This is a genomic window from Streptomyces sp. RLB3-17, assembly GCF_007113425.2.
Taxonomy (GTDB): Bacteria; Actinomycetota; Actinomycetes; order Streptomycetales; family Streptomycetaceae; genus Streptomyces; species Streptomyces mirabilis_D.
Genome location: NZ_CP041610.2, coordinates 6,702,158 through 6,717,991, shown reverse-complemented (window position 1 = coordinate 6,717,991; position 15,834 = coordinate 6,702,158). Strand labels below are relative to the sequence as shown.

At 69.0% G+C, this 15,834-nt stretch carries 11 protein-coding genes; 2 read left to right on the top strand and 9 right to left on the bottom strand.

Going from position 1 to position 15,834, the window contains the following annotated elements; all coding sequences use genetic code 11:
* Positions 1-39 precede the first annotated feature (39 nt).
* The gene (gene rpsI, locus FNV62_RS30555) at positions 40-561 is read right to left on the bottom strand and encodes a 30S ribosomal protein S9 (RefSeq protein ID WP_060895271.1); all 522 of its coding nucleotides are present in this window, start codon (positions 559-561) and stop codon (positions 40-42) included.
* Positions 562-606: 45 nt separating this feature from the next.
* Positions 607-1,050 (bottom strand): 50S ribosomal protein L13, encoded by a 444-nt coding sequence (gene rplM, locus FNV62_RS30550; protein ID WP_060895272.1) that lies wholly within the window; start codon positions 1,048-1,050, stop codon positions 607-609.
* A gap of 472 nt (positions 1,051-1,522) precedes the next feature.
* Between rplM and FNV62_RS30545 the strand changes: the two genes are divergently transcribed.
* Positions 1,523-2,404, top strand: coding sequence for a hypothetical protein (locus FNV62_RS30545; RefSeq protein ID WP_143602631.1), 882 nt, complete (start codon positions 1,523-1,525; stop codon positions 2,402-2,404).
* A 29-nt stretch (positions 2,405-2,433) separates the two neighbouring features.
* Here the strand turns inward: FNV62_RS30545 and FNV62_RS30540 are convergent, their stop codons facing one another.
* The 5 genes from FNV62_RS30540 to FNV62_RS30520 all read right to left on the bottom strand — a co-directional run bounded on the left by FNV62_RS30540 (position 2,434) and on the right by FNV62_RS30520 (position 9,291).
* Positions 2,434-3,186: a polyprenol monophosphomannose synthase gene (locus tag FNV62_RS30540; RefSeq protein ID WP_143608980.1), complete on the bottom strand. Its 753-nt coding sequence runs from the start codon at positions 3,184-3,186 to the stop codon at positions 2,434-2,436.
* A gap of 84 nt (positions 3,187-3,270) precedes the next feature.
* Complete coding sequence (locus FNV62_RS30535) at positions 3,271-4,923, bottom strand: glycosyltransferase family 39 protein (RefSeq protein ID WP_097285868.1); 1,653 nt, start codon at positions 4,921-4,923, stop codon at positions 3,271-3,273.
* The gene (locus tag FNV62_RS30530) at positions 4,920-6,692 is read right to left on the bottom strand and encodes an ArnT family glycosyltransferase (protein ID WP_225900428.1); all 1,773 of its coding nucleotides are present in this window, start codon (positions 6,690-6,692) and stop codon (positions 4,920-4,922) included. Before FNV62_RS30530 ends, FNV62_RS30535 begins: the two co-directional genes overlap by 4 nt.
* The gene (locus FNV62_RS30525; protein WP_143627822.1) at positions 6,689-7,705 is read right to left on the bottom strand and encodes a glycoside hydrolase family 26 protein; all 1,017 of its coding nucleotides are present in this window, start codon (positions 7,703-7,705) and stop codon (positions 6,689-6,691) included. The genes FNV62_RS30530 and FNV62_RS30525 overlap by 4 nt, the downstream gene beginning before the upstream one ends.
* On the bottom strand, positions 7,705-9,291 hold the full coding sequence (locus FNV62_RS30520) for a glycosyltransferase family 2 protein (RefSeq protein ID WP_097285866.1): 1,587 nt from the start codon (positions 9,289-9,291) through the stop codon (positions 7,705-7,707). Before FNV62_RS30520 ends, FNV62_RS30525 begins: the two co-directional genes overlap by 1 nt.
* A gap of 297 nt (positions 9,292-9,588) precedes the next feature.
* Between FNV62_RS30520 and FNV62_RS30515 the strand changes: the two genes are divergently transcribed.
* Positions 9,589-14,013 (top strand): choice-of-anchor D domain-containing protein, encoded by a 4,425-nt coding sequence (locus tag FNV62_RS30515; RefSeq protein ID WP_225900427.1) that lies wholly within the window; start codon positions 9,589-9,591, stop codon positions 14,011-14,013.
* 195 nt (positions 14,014-14,208) lie between these two features.
* On the opposite strand, the gene truA is transcribed toward FNV62_RS30515, so the two are convergent.
* The gene (truA, locus tag FNV62_RS30510) at positions 14,209-15,063 is read right to left on the bottom strand and encodes a tRNA pseudouridine(38-40) synthase TruA (RefSeq protein WP_097285864.1); all 855 of its coding nucleotides are present in this window, start codon (positions 15,061-15,063) and stop codon (positions 14,209-14,211) included.
* Between the two features lie 92 nt (positions 15,064-15,155).
* Complete coding sequence (rplQ, locus tag FNV62_RS30505) at positions 15,156-15,665, bottom strand: 50S ribosomal protein L17 (RefSeq protein WP_060895277.1); 510 nt, start codon at positions 15,663-15,665, stop codon at positions 15,156-15,158.
* Positions 15,666-15,834 lie beyond the last annotated feature (169 nt).

The window sequence follows — 15,834 nt, the reverse complement described above, 5'->3', positions numbered from 1 at the left end:
CCGGGGCGAACGGTCGTACGAATACGCAGCAGCCAGTGATTAACGCTTGCTGTACTGCGGAGCCTTACGGGCCTTCTTGAGACCGGCCTTCTTGCGCTCGACCGCACGGTCGTCGCGCTTGAGGAAGCCGGCCTTCTTCAGGGCCGGGCGGTTGTTGTCCACGTCCGCCTCGTTCAGCGCGCGGGCGACACCGAGACGGAGCGCACCGGCCTGACCGGAGACGCCGCCACCCGAGATACGGGCGATGACGTCGTAGCGGTTGTCGAGCTCGAGCACCTTGAAGGGCTCGTTGACTTCCTGCTGGTGCACCTTGTTGGGGAAGTAGTCCTCAAGGGTGCGACCGTTGATCTTCCACTTGCCGGTGCCCGGGACGATCCGGACGCGGGCGATGGCGTTCTTGCGACGGCCCAGGCCGGCCGCCGGCTGCGGGTCGCCGAAGCGGCCCGCGAGCGACTCCGAGGTGTACTCGCCCTCGACGGGGACCTCGGACTCGGTGGTGTAGTTCTCGATGTCGACGAGCTCAGTCTCTTCGACCGGCTGCTCAACGGTGGTCTCGGCCACGATTCTCCTCAGATTCTTTTCTGTCTTAGGGGGTGGTGGCCGGAACTACTGCGCGACCTGGGTGATCTCGAACGGGACCGGCTGCTGAGCAGCGTGCGGGTGGTTCTCGCCCGCGTAGACCTTCAGCTTCGAGAGCACCTGACGGCCCAGGGTGTTCTTGGGGATCATGCCCTTGATGGCCTTCTCGATGGCCTTCTCGGGGTTCTTGGCCAGCAGCTCGTCGTAACGGACGGAGCGCAGACCACCCGGGTAGCCGGAGTGGCGGTACGCCAGCTTCTGGGTCTTCTTGTTGCCGGAGAGGTGCACCTTGTCGGCGTTGATGATGATGACGAAGTCACCAGCATCGACGTGCGGCGCAAAGATCGGCTTGTGCTTGCCCCGCAGGATGTTCGCGGCAGTGGTGGCCAGACGGCCCAGGACGACATCCTGGGCGTCGATGACATACCACTGGCGAGTGATGTCGCCGGGCTTGGGGCTGAACGTACGCACTTCGCAGCCTTCTTCTTCAGTGGATGGGTGCTGACACATGGCATCACTGAAGCGATCGTGCAGCTGGGGACGACAGTGCCGGGAACGATGCCCGTATGCCGCCCACTGGTAACTGCTCCAGGGAACCTACGTAGGGGCCTCTCGCGTGAGAACGACCAAGCCGATACGCATAACGAACTGCAAGAGTACCCGCGGTTGCCCGGACGGGTCAAAACGCGGGTTCGCGACCCGAGCACCAGGGCACTCAGGGCCACGCGAGCAGTCCATGGAAACAGGGTAAGGCAGTCCTTTCCTCCGCAACGGTCCGACTACCCGGCGTCACCGGACGGCCGGTGCCCGGAAGCCTGTAGAAGCGTGTCGCACCAACCACCCGGAGATGTCAGTTTTGCCCGTGCGCACTCAGGTCACGCTAGGGGCTCAAGTGCCCTCCGGTGCGGACCGCCACCCCCCGGACCCCGTCTAAGATGCGCGCATGAGTTATGGGCAGGGTGGGCAGGGTGAGCCTCCGTGGGATCCCTGGAAGCCTGGTTCTCAGCAACCCGATTGGGGACGTCGGAACCAGACTCCGGACTGGGCGGCACTCGCCGACGCGTCCGAGGCACGCAACCGTCGGCGCAGACTGCTGGTGATCGTCGGCTCGGCGGTCGCCACGATCGCGGTCGGCGCTGCCGTCGCCGTGGCCGTCGTCTCCTCGAACGGGGACAACCAGGCCGGGAACGCGCCCAGCAAGCTGCCCGCCACCGCGAGCATCCCGAGCGACAGCACGGCGCCGGTGCCGACGTTCGCGCCGACCTCGGCGCCGCCGCCGCTGGATCCGATGGACTTCATATCCAGCGTGCAGAAGGACACCGCGCCGCTCAGCCCGGACATCCTCTTCCCCGGTTCGCAGCTCACGATGGGTGACCGCGTCTACCGCAAGGGCCCCACCGCCTCGACGACGAACTGCGCGTCGGCCGTGCAGGGCACGCTGCCCGCGGTGCTCAACAAGAACGACTGCACCCGGATGATGCGCGTCACCTACAGCAAGGACGGCGTCTCGGTGACCGTCGGCGTCGCGGTCTTCAACACCGCGGCCCAGGCGGCCAAGGCGAAGTCCGAGGCGGACAGCAAGAGCATCATCACCTCACTGTCCGGCCAGGGCGTCGCCAACTTCTGCCGCACGTCGATCTGCCGCTCGACCACCAACTCCTACGGCCGTTACGCCTACTTCACGCTGGCCGGCTTCGCCAACGGCAAGGACGTGACGACGAAGGACGCCAAGGTCTTCACGACCGGCGACGACCTGGCCGAGTTCGCCTTCCGCCAGATCCGCCGCCGCGGCGAGGCCCAGGCGTCGACGGCGGCCAACCAGTAGGCCGGCCGCCGCCGTACCCGGGCCCCGGGTCACTTGTTCTTCATACGCAGCCGGATCGGCACCACAGCCGACTCCAGCTGCGTCTTCAGCGTCATCTTCGAGACCCCCTCGGTCCGCTCCTCGAAACGGATCGGGATCTCGACGGCGCTGTACCCCGCCCGTACGGCCTTGTACTTCAGCTCGACCTGGAAGCTGTAACCGGCGCTGTCCAGCGTGGCCAGGTCGACGTCGCGCAGGGCCTGGGCCGACCAGAGGTTGAACCCGGCCGTGATGTCCCGGATCCGGGTGCCGAGCACGGTACGGGCGTACCGGTTGGCGAAGCGGGAGAGCAGGACGCGGTGCGCGCCCCAGTCCTCGTCCAGCGAGCCGCCCTCGACGTACCGGCTGCCGATGACCAGGCCCACCCCGTTGGCCAGGGCCGTGCCGAGCATCCGGGGCACGGCCTCGACGGGGTGGCTGCCGTCGGCGTCCATCTGGACGACGTACTCGGCGCCCTCGTCGAGCGCGAGGCTCATCCCGGCCGCGTAGGCGCGCCCGAGTCCGTCCTTCTCGGTGCGGTGCAGCACGCTCATCCGGCGCCGCCCCTTGGTGTTGTACTTCTCCGCCAGCTCGTCGGCGATCCTGCCGGTGCCGTCCGGGCTGGAGTCGTCCACGATCTTCAAGTGAAGTCCGTCGAGCGGCAGTTGAAGCACCGCTTCAGCCATTCTCGGCAGGTTGGCCGCCTCGTTGTAGGTCGGCATCACCACAGTGACGGCAGTGCCCGCCCCCAGGTTGATCGTCATTCCCCTTCTCCTCCCCATATGTCATCGTAAATTTCCCCCCGGTGGACGGCCGTGTCCGGCACGGCACCCGGAAGGCCGCTGCGCTCAGGTGTGGATCTTGCGCCGGGCGGCGTCGTCCTTCTTCCCTGACGTGACGCCCGTGGCCGCCTTGGCGGACTTTTCGAACAGCACCAGCGTGAGGCTGTCCAGCTTGCGTGTCTTCACGACGCGAAAGCCTCGCTCGACCGCGGTCGCCGTCGCCTTCGGCATACCGCTGAGCGGCTGTCCGTCGAACGTGGTGGACACCAGCCACAGCCGGTCGGCGTTCGCCAGGCACTTCGCGGGCCGCGGGCACTCCGCGGCGCCGAAGGAGCCCAGTTCCTGCGGGGTGCGGTACATGAGCACGTCCCGCGGACGCCCCTTGTCGTCGCGCAGCTCGTAGTCCATCGCCCGGCGCTCCGCCAGCACCCCGCTGAACACGATCCCGTCGCCCTTGCGCTGCCCGGCCTCGATGAACTGGGCCGCGCCGCGGAAGTCGGGCTCCCCGAGCGCGTTCTCGCGGGTCTCGCGGATGCCCGGAAGCGCCTGCCAGGCGAGCCCCGCGACCGCTGCCGCGGCAAGCACCCAGCCGAACCCACGCCGGGCCGCGGCCCCCGTACCCGCCTTCGGCCCGGCCACCGGCCCGGCGATCCGGCAGACCGCGACCGCGGCGAGCAGCACCCAGGCGGGCGCCGTGAACAGCAGATAGCGCGGCAGAAAGAGATGCAGCTTGGACGCGGTGACATAGGTCGCCAGCGGCGGCAGCACGATCCACACGGCCAGCGGAAGCGCCCGGCGGCCCGCGAAGAACAGGCCCAGAGCGCCCAGCGCCATCACCGGCGCGGCCACCGCCCAGGACCCGAAGAGGTTCTTCGGGAAGTCGACCAGGTCCTTCGTGACGGGGTTGTTCCAGGCGATCTGCCCGCTCTGGCCCGTGCCCTGGATCGCCATCGGGATGACGAAGCACAGGCCGACGGTGCCCGCCGCCGCGTACGCCCAGCCCACGATCCGGTCCCCCGAACGCCGGGCCATCAGGACCATCACGACATGCGCACCGAGCACCGCGAGCGAGGCCAGATGGCTCCAGCCGATCATCGGGACGGTGAGGGTGTAGCCCACCCACACCTTGAAGCCGGGCTGCTCCAGCGCCCTGGCGAGCAGCAGCGTCGACAGGAGCACGGCGGCCACGGCGAAGGCGTACGGCCTGATCTCCTGCCCGTAGCGCGTCACCGTCGGCACCACCGCGAACAGGAAGCCGGCGAGCACCCCGGTCTGCGTGGTGAACAGCCGCCGCCCGAGCAGAGCGAGCAGTCCCGCGGAGGAGGCCATGGCCAGGGCCCCCGGGATACGCATCGCGGTCGGTGAGTCCCCGGCGAGCGAGACCCAGAAGTGCATCAGCACGTAGTACGGGGTGAACACCACGTCGATGGAGCGGATCAGCTGGCTCAGGTCGTGGAAGGAGAGCGTCGCCGCCCACCAGGTGGCGTGCTCGTCGCGCCACAGCTGTCGATGGCCGATCCCGCGCAGGATCAGCGCCAGCGCGGCGGCCGAGGGCAGCAGGAAGACGAGCAGCGCCGTTAGGCGCCCGCCGCGGTCACGGGTGTGCTGCTCGGCCTCGCGCCGCGCCCTCCGTCCTCCGGAACCGGCGCCCGCGGACGTCTCCGAGGCGGGCTCGTACCCCGCCGCAGTACCGCCGTCGACCGCCGTCGTGCCGCTCATCGCTTGACCCAGATCCGGTAGGCGTTCTGACCGCTGCTCGTCGTGAAGGGGAAGACCGCGGCCAAGCGGTAGTGCGTGTTGCCCTTCAGCCCCTTCTTGACCGCCTCGTACGTCGCCGGGGTCACCGAGCCGTGCATCACGATCACGTCGAAGCGCCCGTCGCGCACCGCCTGTTCGAAGGCGTCGGGGCCGGTGTGCTGCTTGCCGTCCTTGCCCCGGTAGTCCATGAAGTAGGTGTTCTGCCACTGGTTCCAGCCGGTGACGTCGCGCAGGTAGTACGCGGGCACCTCCTGCTCCTCTGCCAGGTAGAACCCCTTCTTGTCGACGTGGGCCACCGTGCGCAGATAGGCGACCATCGGCGAGGAGTCCGGGAAGCTGTACGCCTTCTGCGCCTGCACCATGCCGAACACCAGCGCGAGGACATACACCATGATCCCGAGCTGTGGATGCCGGAAGTGCGGGCCGACCAGGCGGGCCATGCCCAGGCCCGCCATGGGCGCGGCGAAGAGCAGGCCGAAGCCGACGTGCTTGTAGAGCGAGACCTCGGTGTGCAGATGGATCTGGTACGCCGGTGCCAGCAGCGTCGTCCCGGTGAGCACCACTCCGAGCCCGGCGCGCCGCACCCGCCCGGCGGTCTCCCCCTCGATCCACGGCATCTCGCCCATCCGCCCGCGCAGCGCGTACGCGACCGAGCCGACGAGCGCCGCCAGGAAGACCAGACCGCCCCACTCGGCGCTGTGCTCCAGCAGCTTCATGGCGGAATCGGCGCCCTGGGCCCGGTTGGTGGTGGTGGAGCTGATGCCGCCGAGCGGCCCGGAGAGGACGTACCCGGCGCCGAGCAGCGCCCCGATGCCCGCGCCGAGGAACACCCCGCGGCCCAGGGTCTTCACCCCGCGGTGCCGGTGCGCGGTGACCACCGCGAGCAGCACCAGCGTCGGCAGATACAGGCCGGAGGCGTACTTCACGGCGAAGGCCAGCGCGGCCGGTGGCGCGGCCAGCAGGACGGCCGCCGAGCGCATCCGGTCGGTGCGCACGACGGCGTACATCGACAGGGCGAGCAGGAAGATCGCGGCGGCGTCGTACGTGGCGAAGTTGCCGAGCACGGTCGTCGACTGGAGGACGGAGAAGAGGGCGGCCGCGCCGAGCGCCGCCCGCAGGTTGAACAGGCGCCGGGTCACCGCGTACAGCAGGCCGGTGGCGGCCAGCATGAACAACAGGCTGAGGACCCGGACGCCGGTCAGCCCGAAGTACGAGTCCACGGCCGCGGCGAGCACCGGGTACAGCTTCGGGTGGCCGGAGAAGTAGCCCGCGAAGTCGACCGGCAGCTTGGTGCCGTGCAGCAGGTTGTTCAGTTCGTAGTGGCCGGAGGCGATGTAGAGCGCCTCGTCCTGGAAGGCCGTCCCCCGCAGCCGCAGCGAGAGCCCGGCCTGCACCAGCAGCAGGCACCCCAGCACTCCGCGCCCGAGCAGTTTGCCGCGCCGGTTGTCCACGGCCCAGGAGGACTCGGGGACGGCGGGCAGTGTGTAGCCGGGGTCGTCGGGCTCGGGTTCGGGTTCGGGCTCCGGTCCGGTCGCACGGACCGGGGTTCCGGGGCTCGAAGGGGCCGAGGGCTCCGCGTACGGGTCGTACGTCTCGTAGTACGGCGGATACGTCTGCTGCTGGGGCGGCCACGCGTACGAGTCCTGCCCGTACGACTCCTGTTGGTACTCCTGGTACTGCTGGTACTGCTGCTGGTGTTCCTGCGGCGGCTGCGGCTGTCTGCTGCTCATGGCTTGGTCACATCGAATCCGAAGCGGGAGGCGGCGGCCTGCTCGCGGAAGGTGCGCGTCGTGGCCGGACCGCTGGTGATGCGCCAGTCCGCTTCCTTGTCGAAGTTGAACCAGACGAAGCCGATCACGTCGTCGTGTGCGGCCGTCCCCTTGAAAAGGTCGGTGATGTCGGCCGGCTTGCGCTGCCCGGCCTCGGCCGCCGTCTCCGCGATGATCACGGGCTTCTTGGTGAAGGCACGGATCTGGGTCGTCGTCGGCCCGTACAGAGTCGAGAAGGTGGAGGGGCCGGTGCGGGCGTAGTAGCCGATGACTCCGACCCAGTCGACGTACTCCTCGCCCGGCCAGTACGGCTTCAGGCGCACGGTCGGCACCGGGTTGATCACGTTCGGGCTCCACACCCAGATGACCTGGGTGGCGCCCTCCTGGTCGAAGAGGTCGTGGACGTGCCGGTACGCGGCGACGAACTGCGCGGCGGTGGCCTTCTTCGTGCCCCAGGGGTACCAGAAGGCATTCATCTCGTGCGCGAAGCTGATCGCCACCGGCAGGTTGAGCTCCTTGACGGACCTCGCGTAGCCGCGGATGTACGCGTCGTCGGCGCCGGAGGCGATCTGCCCCAGCGTCTTGTCGAAGGGCTCCCAGGCGATGAAGGGCAGCGCCTTGTAGTCCCGGGCGTTCTGTACGGCGGCCGCCTCGTAGCGGTCGCCCCACGCCGAGTAGAACTCGATCAGGTTGGGCTTCTTGCCCGCGGACTTCGCGAAGGAGTCGACGTTCTTCATGTCGGCGGGCGCGCCTTCGGCGGCCAGGCCGAGGTACTTCTTCGCAGGTTTCAGCAACGGGCGTACGTCATACGGGGGTTCCGGCTTGGCCGTCTCGGTGGCCGCTGACTCGCCGGGGTCCGCCGCCTCGCCCTGGGCCCGTCGGTAATCGTCCCGGCCCTGCTCGGAGAACGTGCTGCAACCGGCGAGGAGTGCGCCGGCGAGCAGGACTGCCGCCAGCGCACGAAAACGATTCATCACGCGATCTGCTCCCGGGGCTGGACGAGCACGCGCCCGACGACCATGGCATAGAAGAGGCCGGCGGACAGCATCAGCGCGAAGTCCGGCGGATAGAGCGTGAGCATGCGCCAGGCGGCGACGCCGATCCACAGCACCGCGGTCCCGGCGCTCCACACGATCATTCCGGTCCAGTACCGGCGCATGCCGTTCTTCTTGGCGCCCTGCGAGCCGGTCGGCTTCCAACCCATCGGACGTCCGCGCAACACGTCCCACACGGCGAAGACATGCGACCACCCGTACATCACGCGAACCGACCAGGCCTCCAGGCGGTACGGCGCCCGGTGCCACAGCGGCAGCACCAGCGTCACGTACGCCACGCTGGGCAGCACCCAGAGCGAGGCCTCGGCGCGCAGCAGATCGGGCCGCAGGATGAGCAGCCCGAGCGGGATCAGCGGGGCGAGAAAGGTCGCGAGGGCGGTCTGCAGGTAGTAGAGGAACCCGGAGACGTAGCACAGCCGTGTCTGGAACTTGAGGTCCATCTCCCAGAACCGCTTGCTGGTCAGCAGCGACAACGAGCCCATGCACCAGCGGTACTGCTGGTTGTGGAAGGCACCGGCGGTGTCCGGGCACACACCGGCCGACAGCGCGACGGGCACGTAGCACAGCTTCCAGCCCAGCGCCCGCAGGTCGAAACCGGTGTACATGTCCTCGGAGTGCTCGATCAGCGTGATGCCGCCGATCTGGGCGAGGGCCGCGCGCCGGTACACCGCGCACGAGCCGACGCAGATCGATCCGTCCTTGTCCTCGCGGGAGGTCTGCACGGACCGGTAGAACTGCTCCTGCACCGCTCCCGCGCCGCGCTCGATCCAGTTCTGCCGGTCGGTGATCCGGAAGAACTGCGGCGACTGCACGATCCCGATCCGCTCGTCGGCGTCCATGTGCGGCAGCAGTTCGTCGAGCAGGTCGGCGCGCGGCGCGAAGTCGGCGTCGAGGATGAGGATGTGGTCGCCGTCGGTGATCCCGAAGGCGTGGTGGAGGTTGCCGGCCTTCTTGAACCAACCGCGGTTCGGCCGCACCACGTAGTGGAAGCCGAAGTCCCGCGCCATGGCGCCGACCTCCGGGTCGTCGGCGTCGTCCAGCACGTACACCTTGACGACGCCCCGGTAGGTGCCCGCGAGCCGGTTCACGTTGACCCAGGTGTTGTGCAGCACCTCCAGCGGCTCACCGCACACCGGCAGGAAGACGTCCACGCTCGGGTGGACGGCGGGCCGCCAGTCCCGCACCAGCAGCTTGTGCGCCTTGATGTCGAAGTCCTTGCTGAGCCCGTCCAGGTACAGCGAGATCAGGTAGTCCGCGACCACGAAGGCGAGCAGCGGCATCGTCAGCCAGAACCACGGGCTGGACGCCGTGAACAGGAACTGGCTCACCGCGAGACAGGCGAAGCTGATCAGCGAGCCCAGCGTCAGGACCCACAGGTGACGGCGCGTGTACGAGTACTTCTCGGCGTCGTCCGGCGGCTGCGGCAAGAGCCCATGGCTCTCCGGCTCGCGTCTGCGTCGATGAGGACGCTCAGCGCGCGCCGCAGCACTCACTGCACTATTCATGAACCCCCCCAGGACCTGGAACGGACCTGTGAACCCACCCCGAGCCCGGCTGCCCCAAATTCGAACTTTCAGCCGGACCGCGAAAGCATAACCGGCTCTCCCCTTTAAGACTCAACAACCTTGTTACGTGATGGTTTCATCACGAGTCACAGGGGTAGCAGTGGCGCCGCACAGCAGCGAAGCACACCCCCGCGGTGCGCAAAAAGGTGAACTGATGGTAAGAACAACCACTCAGTCTTCACGTTTGCGCCGCACCTGTGACCATTCCGGGTGCGAACACTAGGGGGAGGTCCCGATTTGCCCGGGTTTTCCGTGCCCGCACGCGGTGGCCGCCATCGCAACCGGCGGCGCAGATGGCTGTTCGCCACAGTGGCCGTGGCCGCTGCGGCACTGATCGGCACGACGATCAGCCTGGTGGCATCCTCGGCCCAGGCCGACCAAACCACCCAGGGCATCGACAACTTGCGCACCAACTGGGACCAGAACGAGGCCGGGCTCTCCCCGGCTGTTGTCCAGTCGTCCGCCTTCGGCCGGCTCTTCGCCACGAAACTGGACGGGCAGATATACGCCCAGCCCCTGGTGCTGGGCGACCAGGTGATCGCGGTCACCGAGAGCAACACCGTGTACGGCCTCGATCGCGCCACCGGAGCGATCGAGTGGAGCAAGAACTACGGACCGGCATGGCCGGCCTCGGCGATCGGCTGCGGGGACCTGACACCCAATGTGGGGGCGACCGCGACTCCCGTCTACGACCCGGCCACCAACGCCCTCTACTTCACCACCAAGGTCGACGACGGCACCTCCACGCACCGCCACCCGACGTGGCTGATGCACGCAGTGGACCCGGCCTCCGGAGCCGAGCGCCCGGGGTGGCCGGTCACCATCGCCGGCAGCCCCGTCAACGACCCGAGCGCCAAGTTCGACGCCTACTACGAGCAGCAGCGCCCCGGCCTGCTGTTGATGGACGGCGTCGTCTACGCGGGCTTCGGCGGCCACTGTGACGCGTGGCCGTACCGCGGCTATGTGGTCGGGGTGAGCACCACCGGGCACAGCATCACCTCGATGTGGGCCACGGCGACCGGTGCCGGCACCGGCGGCGCCGGCATCTGGCAGTCGGGGGGCGGACTGGTCTCGGACGGGTCCGGCCGGATCTTCTTCAGCACCGGGAACGGCATCAGCCCGGCGCCCGGGCCGGGCAAGACCGTTCAGGGAACCCTGGCCGAGTCCGTCGTACGCCTCCAGGTCGGCGCGGACAACACCCTCGGTACGGCCGACTTCTTCAGCCCGAGCGACGCCTCCACCCTGGACCTCAACGACCAGGACATCTCCTCGGGCGCCCCGATGGCGCTGCCGGACGGCTTCGGTACCAGCGAGCACCCGCACCTGCTGATCCAGCAGGGCAAGGACGGACGGGTGTTCCTGCTCGACCGCGACAACCTCGGCGGCATGGGCCAGGGAGCCCAGGGCGGCGACGCCGCGGTGAGCGTGTCCGGCCCCTACCAGGGCATGTGGGGGCACCCCGCGTTCTGGGGCGGCGACGGCGGCTATGTCTACGTCGTCGGCAACCAGGGTCCGCTGCGCGCTCTCAAGTACGGCGTGCGCAACGGCGGTACGCCCACGCTCACCCTCACCGGCCAGAGCCAGGACACCTTCGGCTACACCAGCGGCTCTCCCCTGGTCACGTCCGACGGCACGGACGAGTCCAGTGCCCTGGTGTGGATGACCTCCGCGAGCAACGCCTCCGGAGCCGACGGCACCCTGCGCGCCTACAGCCCCACTCCCGACGGCAACGGCCTGCTCCAGCTGCTGTGGTCCGCGCCGATCGGCACCGCGACCAAGTTCAGCACGCCGACCGCCGAGGGCGGCAAGGTGTACGTCGGCACCCGGGACGGTGTGCTCTACGGCTTCGGCAGCCCGGCCAGGACGGCTCTGACCGCGGCCTCGCTGGACTTCGGTCAGGTCGGTGTGGGCGACAGCGGCTCCGCCGAGATGAAACTGACGGCCACGCAGGACGTCAGCGTCACGGGGCTCAAGGCCTCCGGCGCGTTCTCGGTCGACCCGTCCGCCGTACCCACCCCCGAGCAGCCCACGGCGCTGGCGGCGGACGCCACCCTGGACGTACCGATCACCTTCGCCCCCACCGCCACCGGCGGCATCAACGGCACGCTGACCGCGAACCTGTCGGACGGCCAGAAGCTGGTCTTCGCCCTCCACGGCGTCGGCACCAGGCCCGGCCTCGGGGCGGCACCCGCCGCCCTGGACTTCGGGGAAGTGCCCACCGGCAGCACTTCGACGCTGAACCTTCAGATCACCAACACCGGTACCGAACCGGAGACCATCGACTCGGTCGACTCGCCCGGCGGCGCCTTCTCCGCCTCGGGGCTGCCGAGCGCGGGGACGGTCGTACCGGCCGGTGGCTCGTTCGTGCTCTCGGTCACCTACACCCCGACCGGCGACCAGGTCGACAGCGACGCGCTCGTGGTCAGCAGCAGCGGCGGCGGCGCCACACACACGCTGAGCCTGCCGGTCAGTGCGACGGCCATCACGGGGCAGGGACACCTGGAGTTCTCCACGAGCTCACTGGACTTCGGCCAGGTCCCGATCGGCAGCTCCAAGTCGCTGTCGTTCACCATCACCAACACCGGCAACATCCCGGTTACGGTGACCAAGGCCAAGGCGCCGACAGGTGACTTCAACAGCCCGGTGCAGCTGTCGGAGGGCCTGATCATCGGTCCTGAGCAGACCGCGGTGCAGAACGTGACGTTCACTCCGCGTTCGGCTGCGGATCTGAGCGCCTTCTACGAGGTCACCGGCACCGGGACCGACACGAACGGCAACAGCCAGGGCGCCATGTACGTGCCGGTCAAGGGCACCGGTACCGGCACCGCCACGACCACCTCGGCCGACGACGGGAAGTGGCAGACCAACGGCTCGGCGGTGCCGGCTGACGGCAGCGGGGTCCAGCTGACCCCGGCCACCAGCAATCAGGCGGGCACGGCGGTGTACACCGAGCCGTTGCGCACCGACGGTCTACGGGCCACCTTCACCACGAAGTTCGGCCCCGGCACCGGCGGCAAGGGCATGACGCTCACTCTGCTCGACCCGGCCCAGAACTCCGCCTCCGCACTGGGCGGGACCGGTGACAGCCTCGGCATCGCGGGGCGGCCGGGCACGGTGATCGCGTTCGGCACCGGCTGGAACGACACGCTCAAGACACAGAACTTCGTGGGCGTCGGCCCCAGTGCGGCCGGCTCGTCAACGATCGACTACCAGTCGGTGGCCACACTCGGCACCTCCCTGCGCCAGGGCACACACCAGGTCGACATCCAGGTGGCCGCCGGCCATCTGTACGTCTGGATCGACGGGACGCAGGTGACGGACGCGACACCGACGCTGCCGTCCACCGCGCTCCTCGCCTTCTCCGGTGCCACCGGCGACAACGCCGACGTGCAGACGGTGAGCGGCCCGGTCGTCAGCGAGGCGGCGCCTCCGGCCCCGGACCCGAAAGCGGCGACCTCGCTCCATCTCACCGCCCCGAGCACGGGTGTTCCGGGCCGGCCGTTGACCGTTGCCGGCACGTTGACCTCGTCCGTGGCGCCTCCCGCAGGTCAGGTCGCGCACATCACGCGGAACGGAACAGCACTGCGCGATGTGACGACGAAGGCGGACGGCTCCTTCACCTTCAGCGACACCCCGCTGGCAGAGGGCACTTACACCTACGCCGCGAGCTACGCGGGGGACGCGACACACGAGGCGGCGAGCACGACAAGCCTCGTCCAGGTGTCCAAGCTCGCCACCTCGGTCACTCTGGCGGCCCCGGCCACGGCCACCCGCACGCACAAGCAGACCGTGTCCGGCACGCTCTCCGGCTCGCCCTTCGCCACCGGTGGGGTCGTCACGGTGACGAAGACCGACCTCGCACACCCGTCCGGTGTCGCACTCACCGACGCGAAGGTCGCCGCGGACGGTTCGTTCACGTTCGCGGACACCCCGCAGATCGGCGGCGCCAACACCTACAAGGTGACCTACGGCGGCGACATCTCACACAAGCCGGGCAGTCGCAGCGCCACCGTCCAGGTGTCCCGAGTCTCGACGGGCCTGACCATCACCACCGACCACTCGACGTACGCATACGGTCAGTCCGCGAAGGTCACCGCTCACCTCGGTACGACCTACAACAAGCGAACGGTGGCGATCTACGCTCAGCCGTTCGGCGGCACATCGGTCCTGGTGAAGTCGGGCACGGTGGACTCCCACGGCAATCTGACAGGGTCCTACAAGCTCGCCCGCAACACCACGTTCAGCGCGGTGTTCGCCGGCGACTACCAGTACGCCCCGAAGACCGTCGCCCGAAGTGCGCAGTCCTATGTGCGGATCTCGGAGAAACTGTCCGGTTACTACACGAGCACGCACTACGGCAGCACTCTCTACTGGGTCTACCACCACACCGCCAAGGAGCAACTCGACGCCACCGTCGCACCCAACAAGGCCGGCCAGTGCCTCGTCTTCCGCGTGCAGCGGTACTACAGCGGCGCCTGGCACACGCAGACCACCACCCCCTGCTCCTCACTCGGTTCCACCAGCGCCGGCCGCCACCAGATGTCTCTCACCAAGTACGTCAACAGCAGGTTCCGCATCGCCGCGGAGTACATCCACAGCAGTAAGGACAACACCAACCTCAGCACCTGGGGCGCCTGGCAGTACTTCACCGTCAGGCAGTAGGCACGACGGCGACCCGGCTGAACAGCCCCGTCCTCGGACAGCGGTCCAGGGCGGGGCCTCGCCTTCCGCGCGGCAGGTCCTCGTGGCCGACCTCCATGCCCCGACGGAGGCTGCGACCGGGCACGTCCATGGCCCGGCCGACGGCCCATGCAGTGGGGCGTGCCACCGCCTTCCGGTCCTCCGCCGACAGCCGGTTCAGCAGCAGGCCCCCGGCAGCGTCCGCCGGTTGCGCGCCTCCTTGTTGCGCGCGGCGAGCAGTTCGTCCGCGGGGTAGCCGACCTCCTCCAGGGTCAGCCCGTGCGGCCGTACGACATGGACGGCCGAGTCCCGTACGCCGGCCGCGAGCACCTTCCCGGGCCAGTCGGGCCCGCGGTGCCCGTCCCCCACGAACAGCAGCGCGCCGATGAGCGAGCGCACCATGTTGTGGCAGAAGGCGTCGGCGCGGACGGTGGCGGTGATGACCCCGTCCCCCCCGCGCACCAGGCTCAGCTCCTGGAGCGTACGAATGGTCGTGGCGCCCTCGCGCTTCTTGCAGTAGGCGGCGAAGTCGTGCTCGCCCACGAGCCGCTCGGCCGCCTCGTTCATGGCGTCGACGTCGAGCGGCCAGTCGTGCCACAGGACATGACTGCGCAGCAGGGGATCCACTCCCCCGGGGTTGTCGGTGACCCGGTACGCGTACCGCCGCCAGATCGCGGAGAAGCGGGCGTTGAACCCGCTGGGGGCCTCCCTCAGGGACCACACCCGCACGTCCTTGGACAGCCGCCCGGCCAGCCGCTTGAGCAGCTTCTCCTCGTGCTCGGCCCACAGCTCGACGGGCAGATCGACGTGCGCCACCTGCCCGCGCGCGTGCACACCGGCGTCGGTGCGCCCGGCGACGGTCAGCTCGTACGTGGTGTCCCTGGACCGCGTGACGGTCCTGAGGGCGTCCTCGATCTCCCCCTGCACGGTCCGGCGCCCCGAGGCCTGCTTGGCCCACCCGGAGAACTCGGTCCCGTCGTACGACAGATCCAAACGCACCCGTACGAACCCGGGCTGTACTTCGTCACTCACACCTAGATCCTCTCAAGGCCGGCAGCTGTGCCGGAAACGCGAGAGCGGGCCCGCCCCCGAAGGGACGGACCCGCTCACAGCCAGGCAGTGCCTCAGGCGTCCTTCGACTCCTCGGCGGGAGCCTCGGCGGCGTCCTCGACCTTGGCGTCCTCGACCTTGGCCGGAGCCTCGGTCTTGACCTCGGCGTCCTTGGCGGCACGCTTGGTGGCCGCCTCGGCCTCACCGGTGGCCTGCTGGGCCACGGTCAGGGCCTCCACCAGCTCGATGACGGCCATGGGCGCGTTGTCGCCACGGCGGTTACCGATCTTGGTGATACGGGTGTAGCCACCCGGGCGGTTCTCGTAGCGCGGGCCGATCTCGGTGAAGAGCGTGTGCACGATGCTCTTGTCCGTGATCACCGAGAGCACCTGACGGCGGTTGTGAAGGTCACCCTTCTTCGCCTTGGTGACCAGACGCTCCGCGTACGGGCGCAGGCGACGGGCCTTCGCCTCGGTGGTCGTGATGCGGCCGTGCTCGAAGAGCGACTTCGCGAGGTTCGCGAGGAGCAGCTTCTCGTGCGCGGCGCTGCCGCCCAGACGGGCACCCTTGGTGGGCTTCGGCATGGTGTTTCTCCTAGGTGTCTGCCCCGGCCGTATCAGGTACCGGGGTCAGTGTCCGAGCGGGCGATTGCCCGTCGGAGATCCGGGCACCTCTTGCAAGGCGCCGGAGGACCCGCGCCCCGTAAGGGGCGCGGGGAACTGCGCGACCAGCCAAGAACCGGCCCGCAGCCTG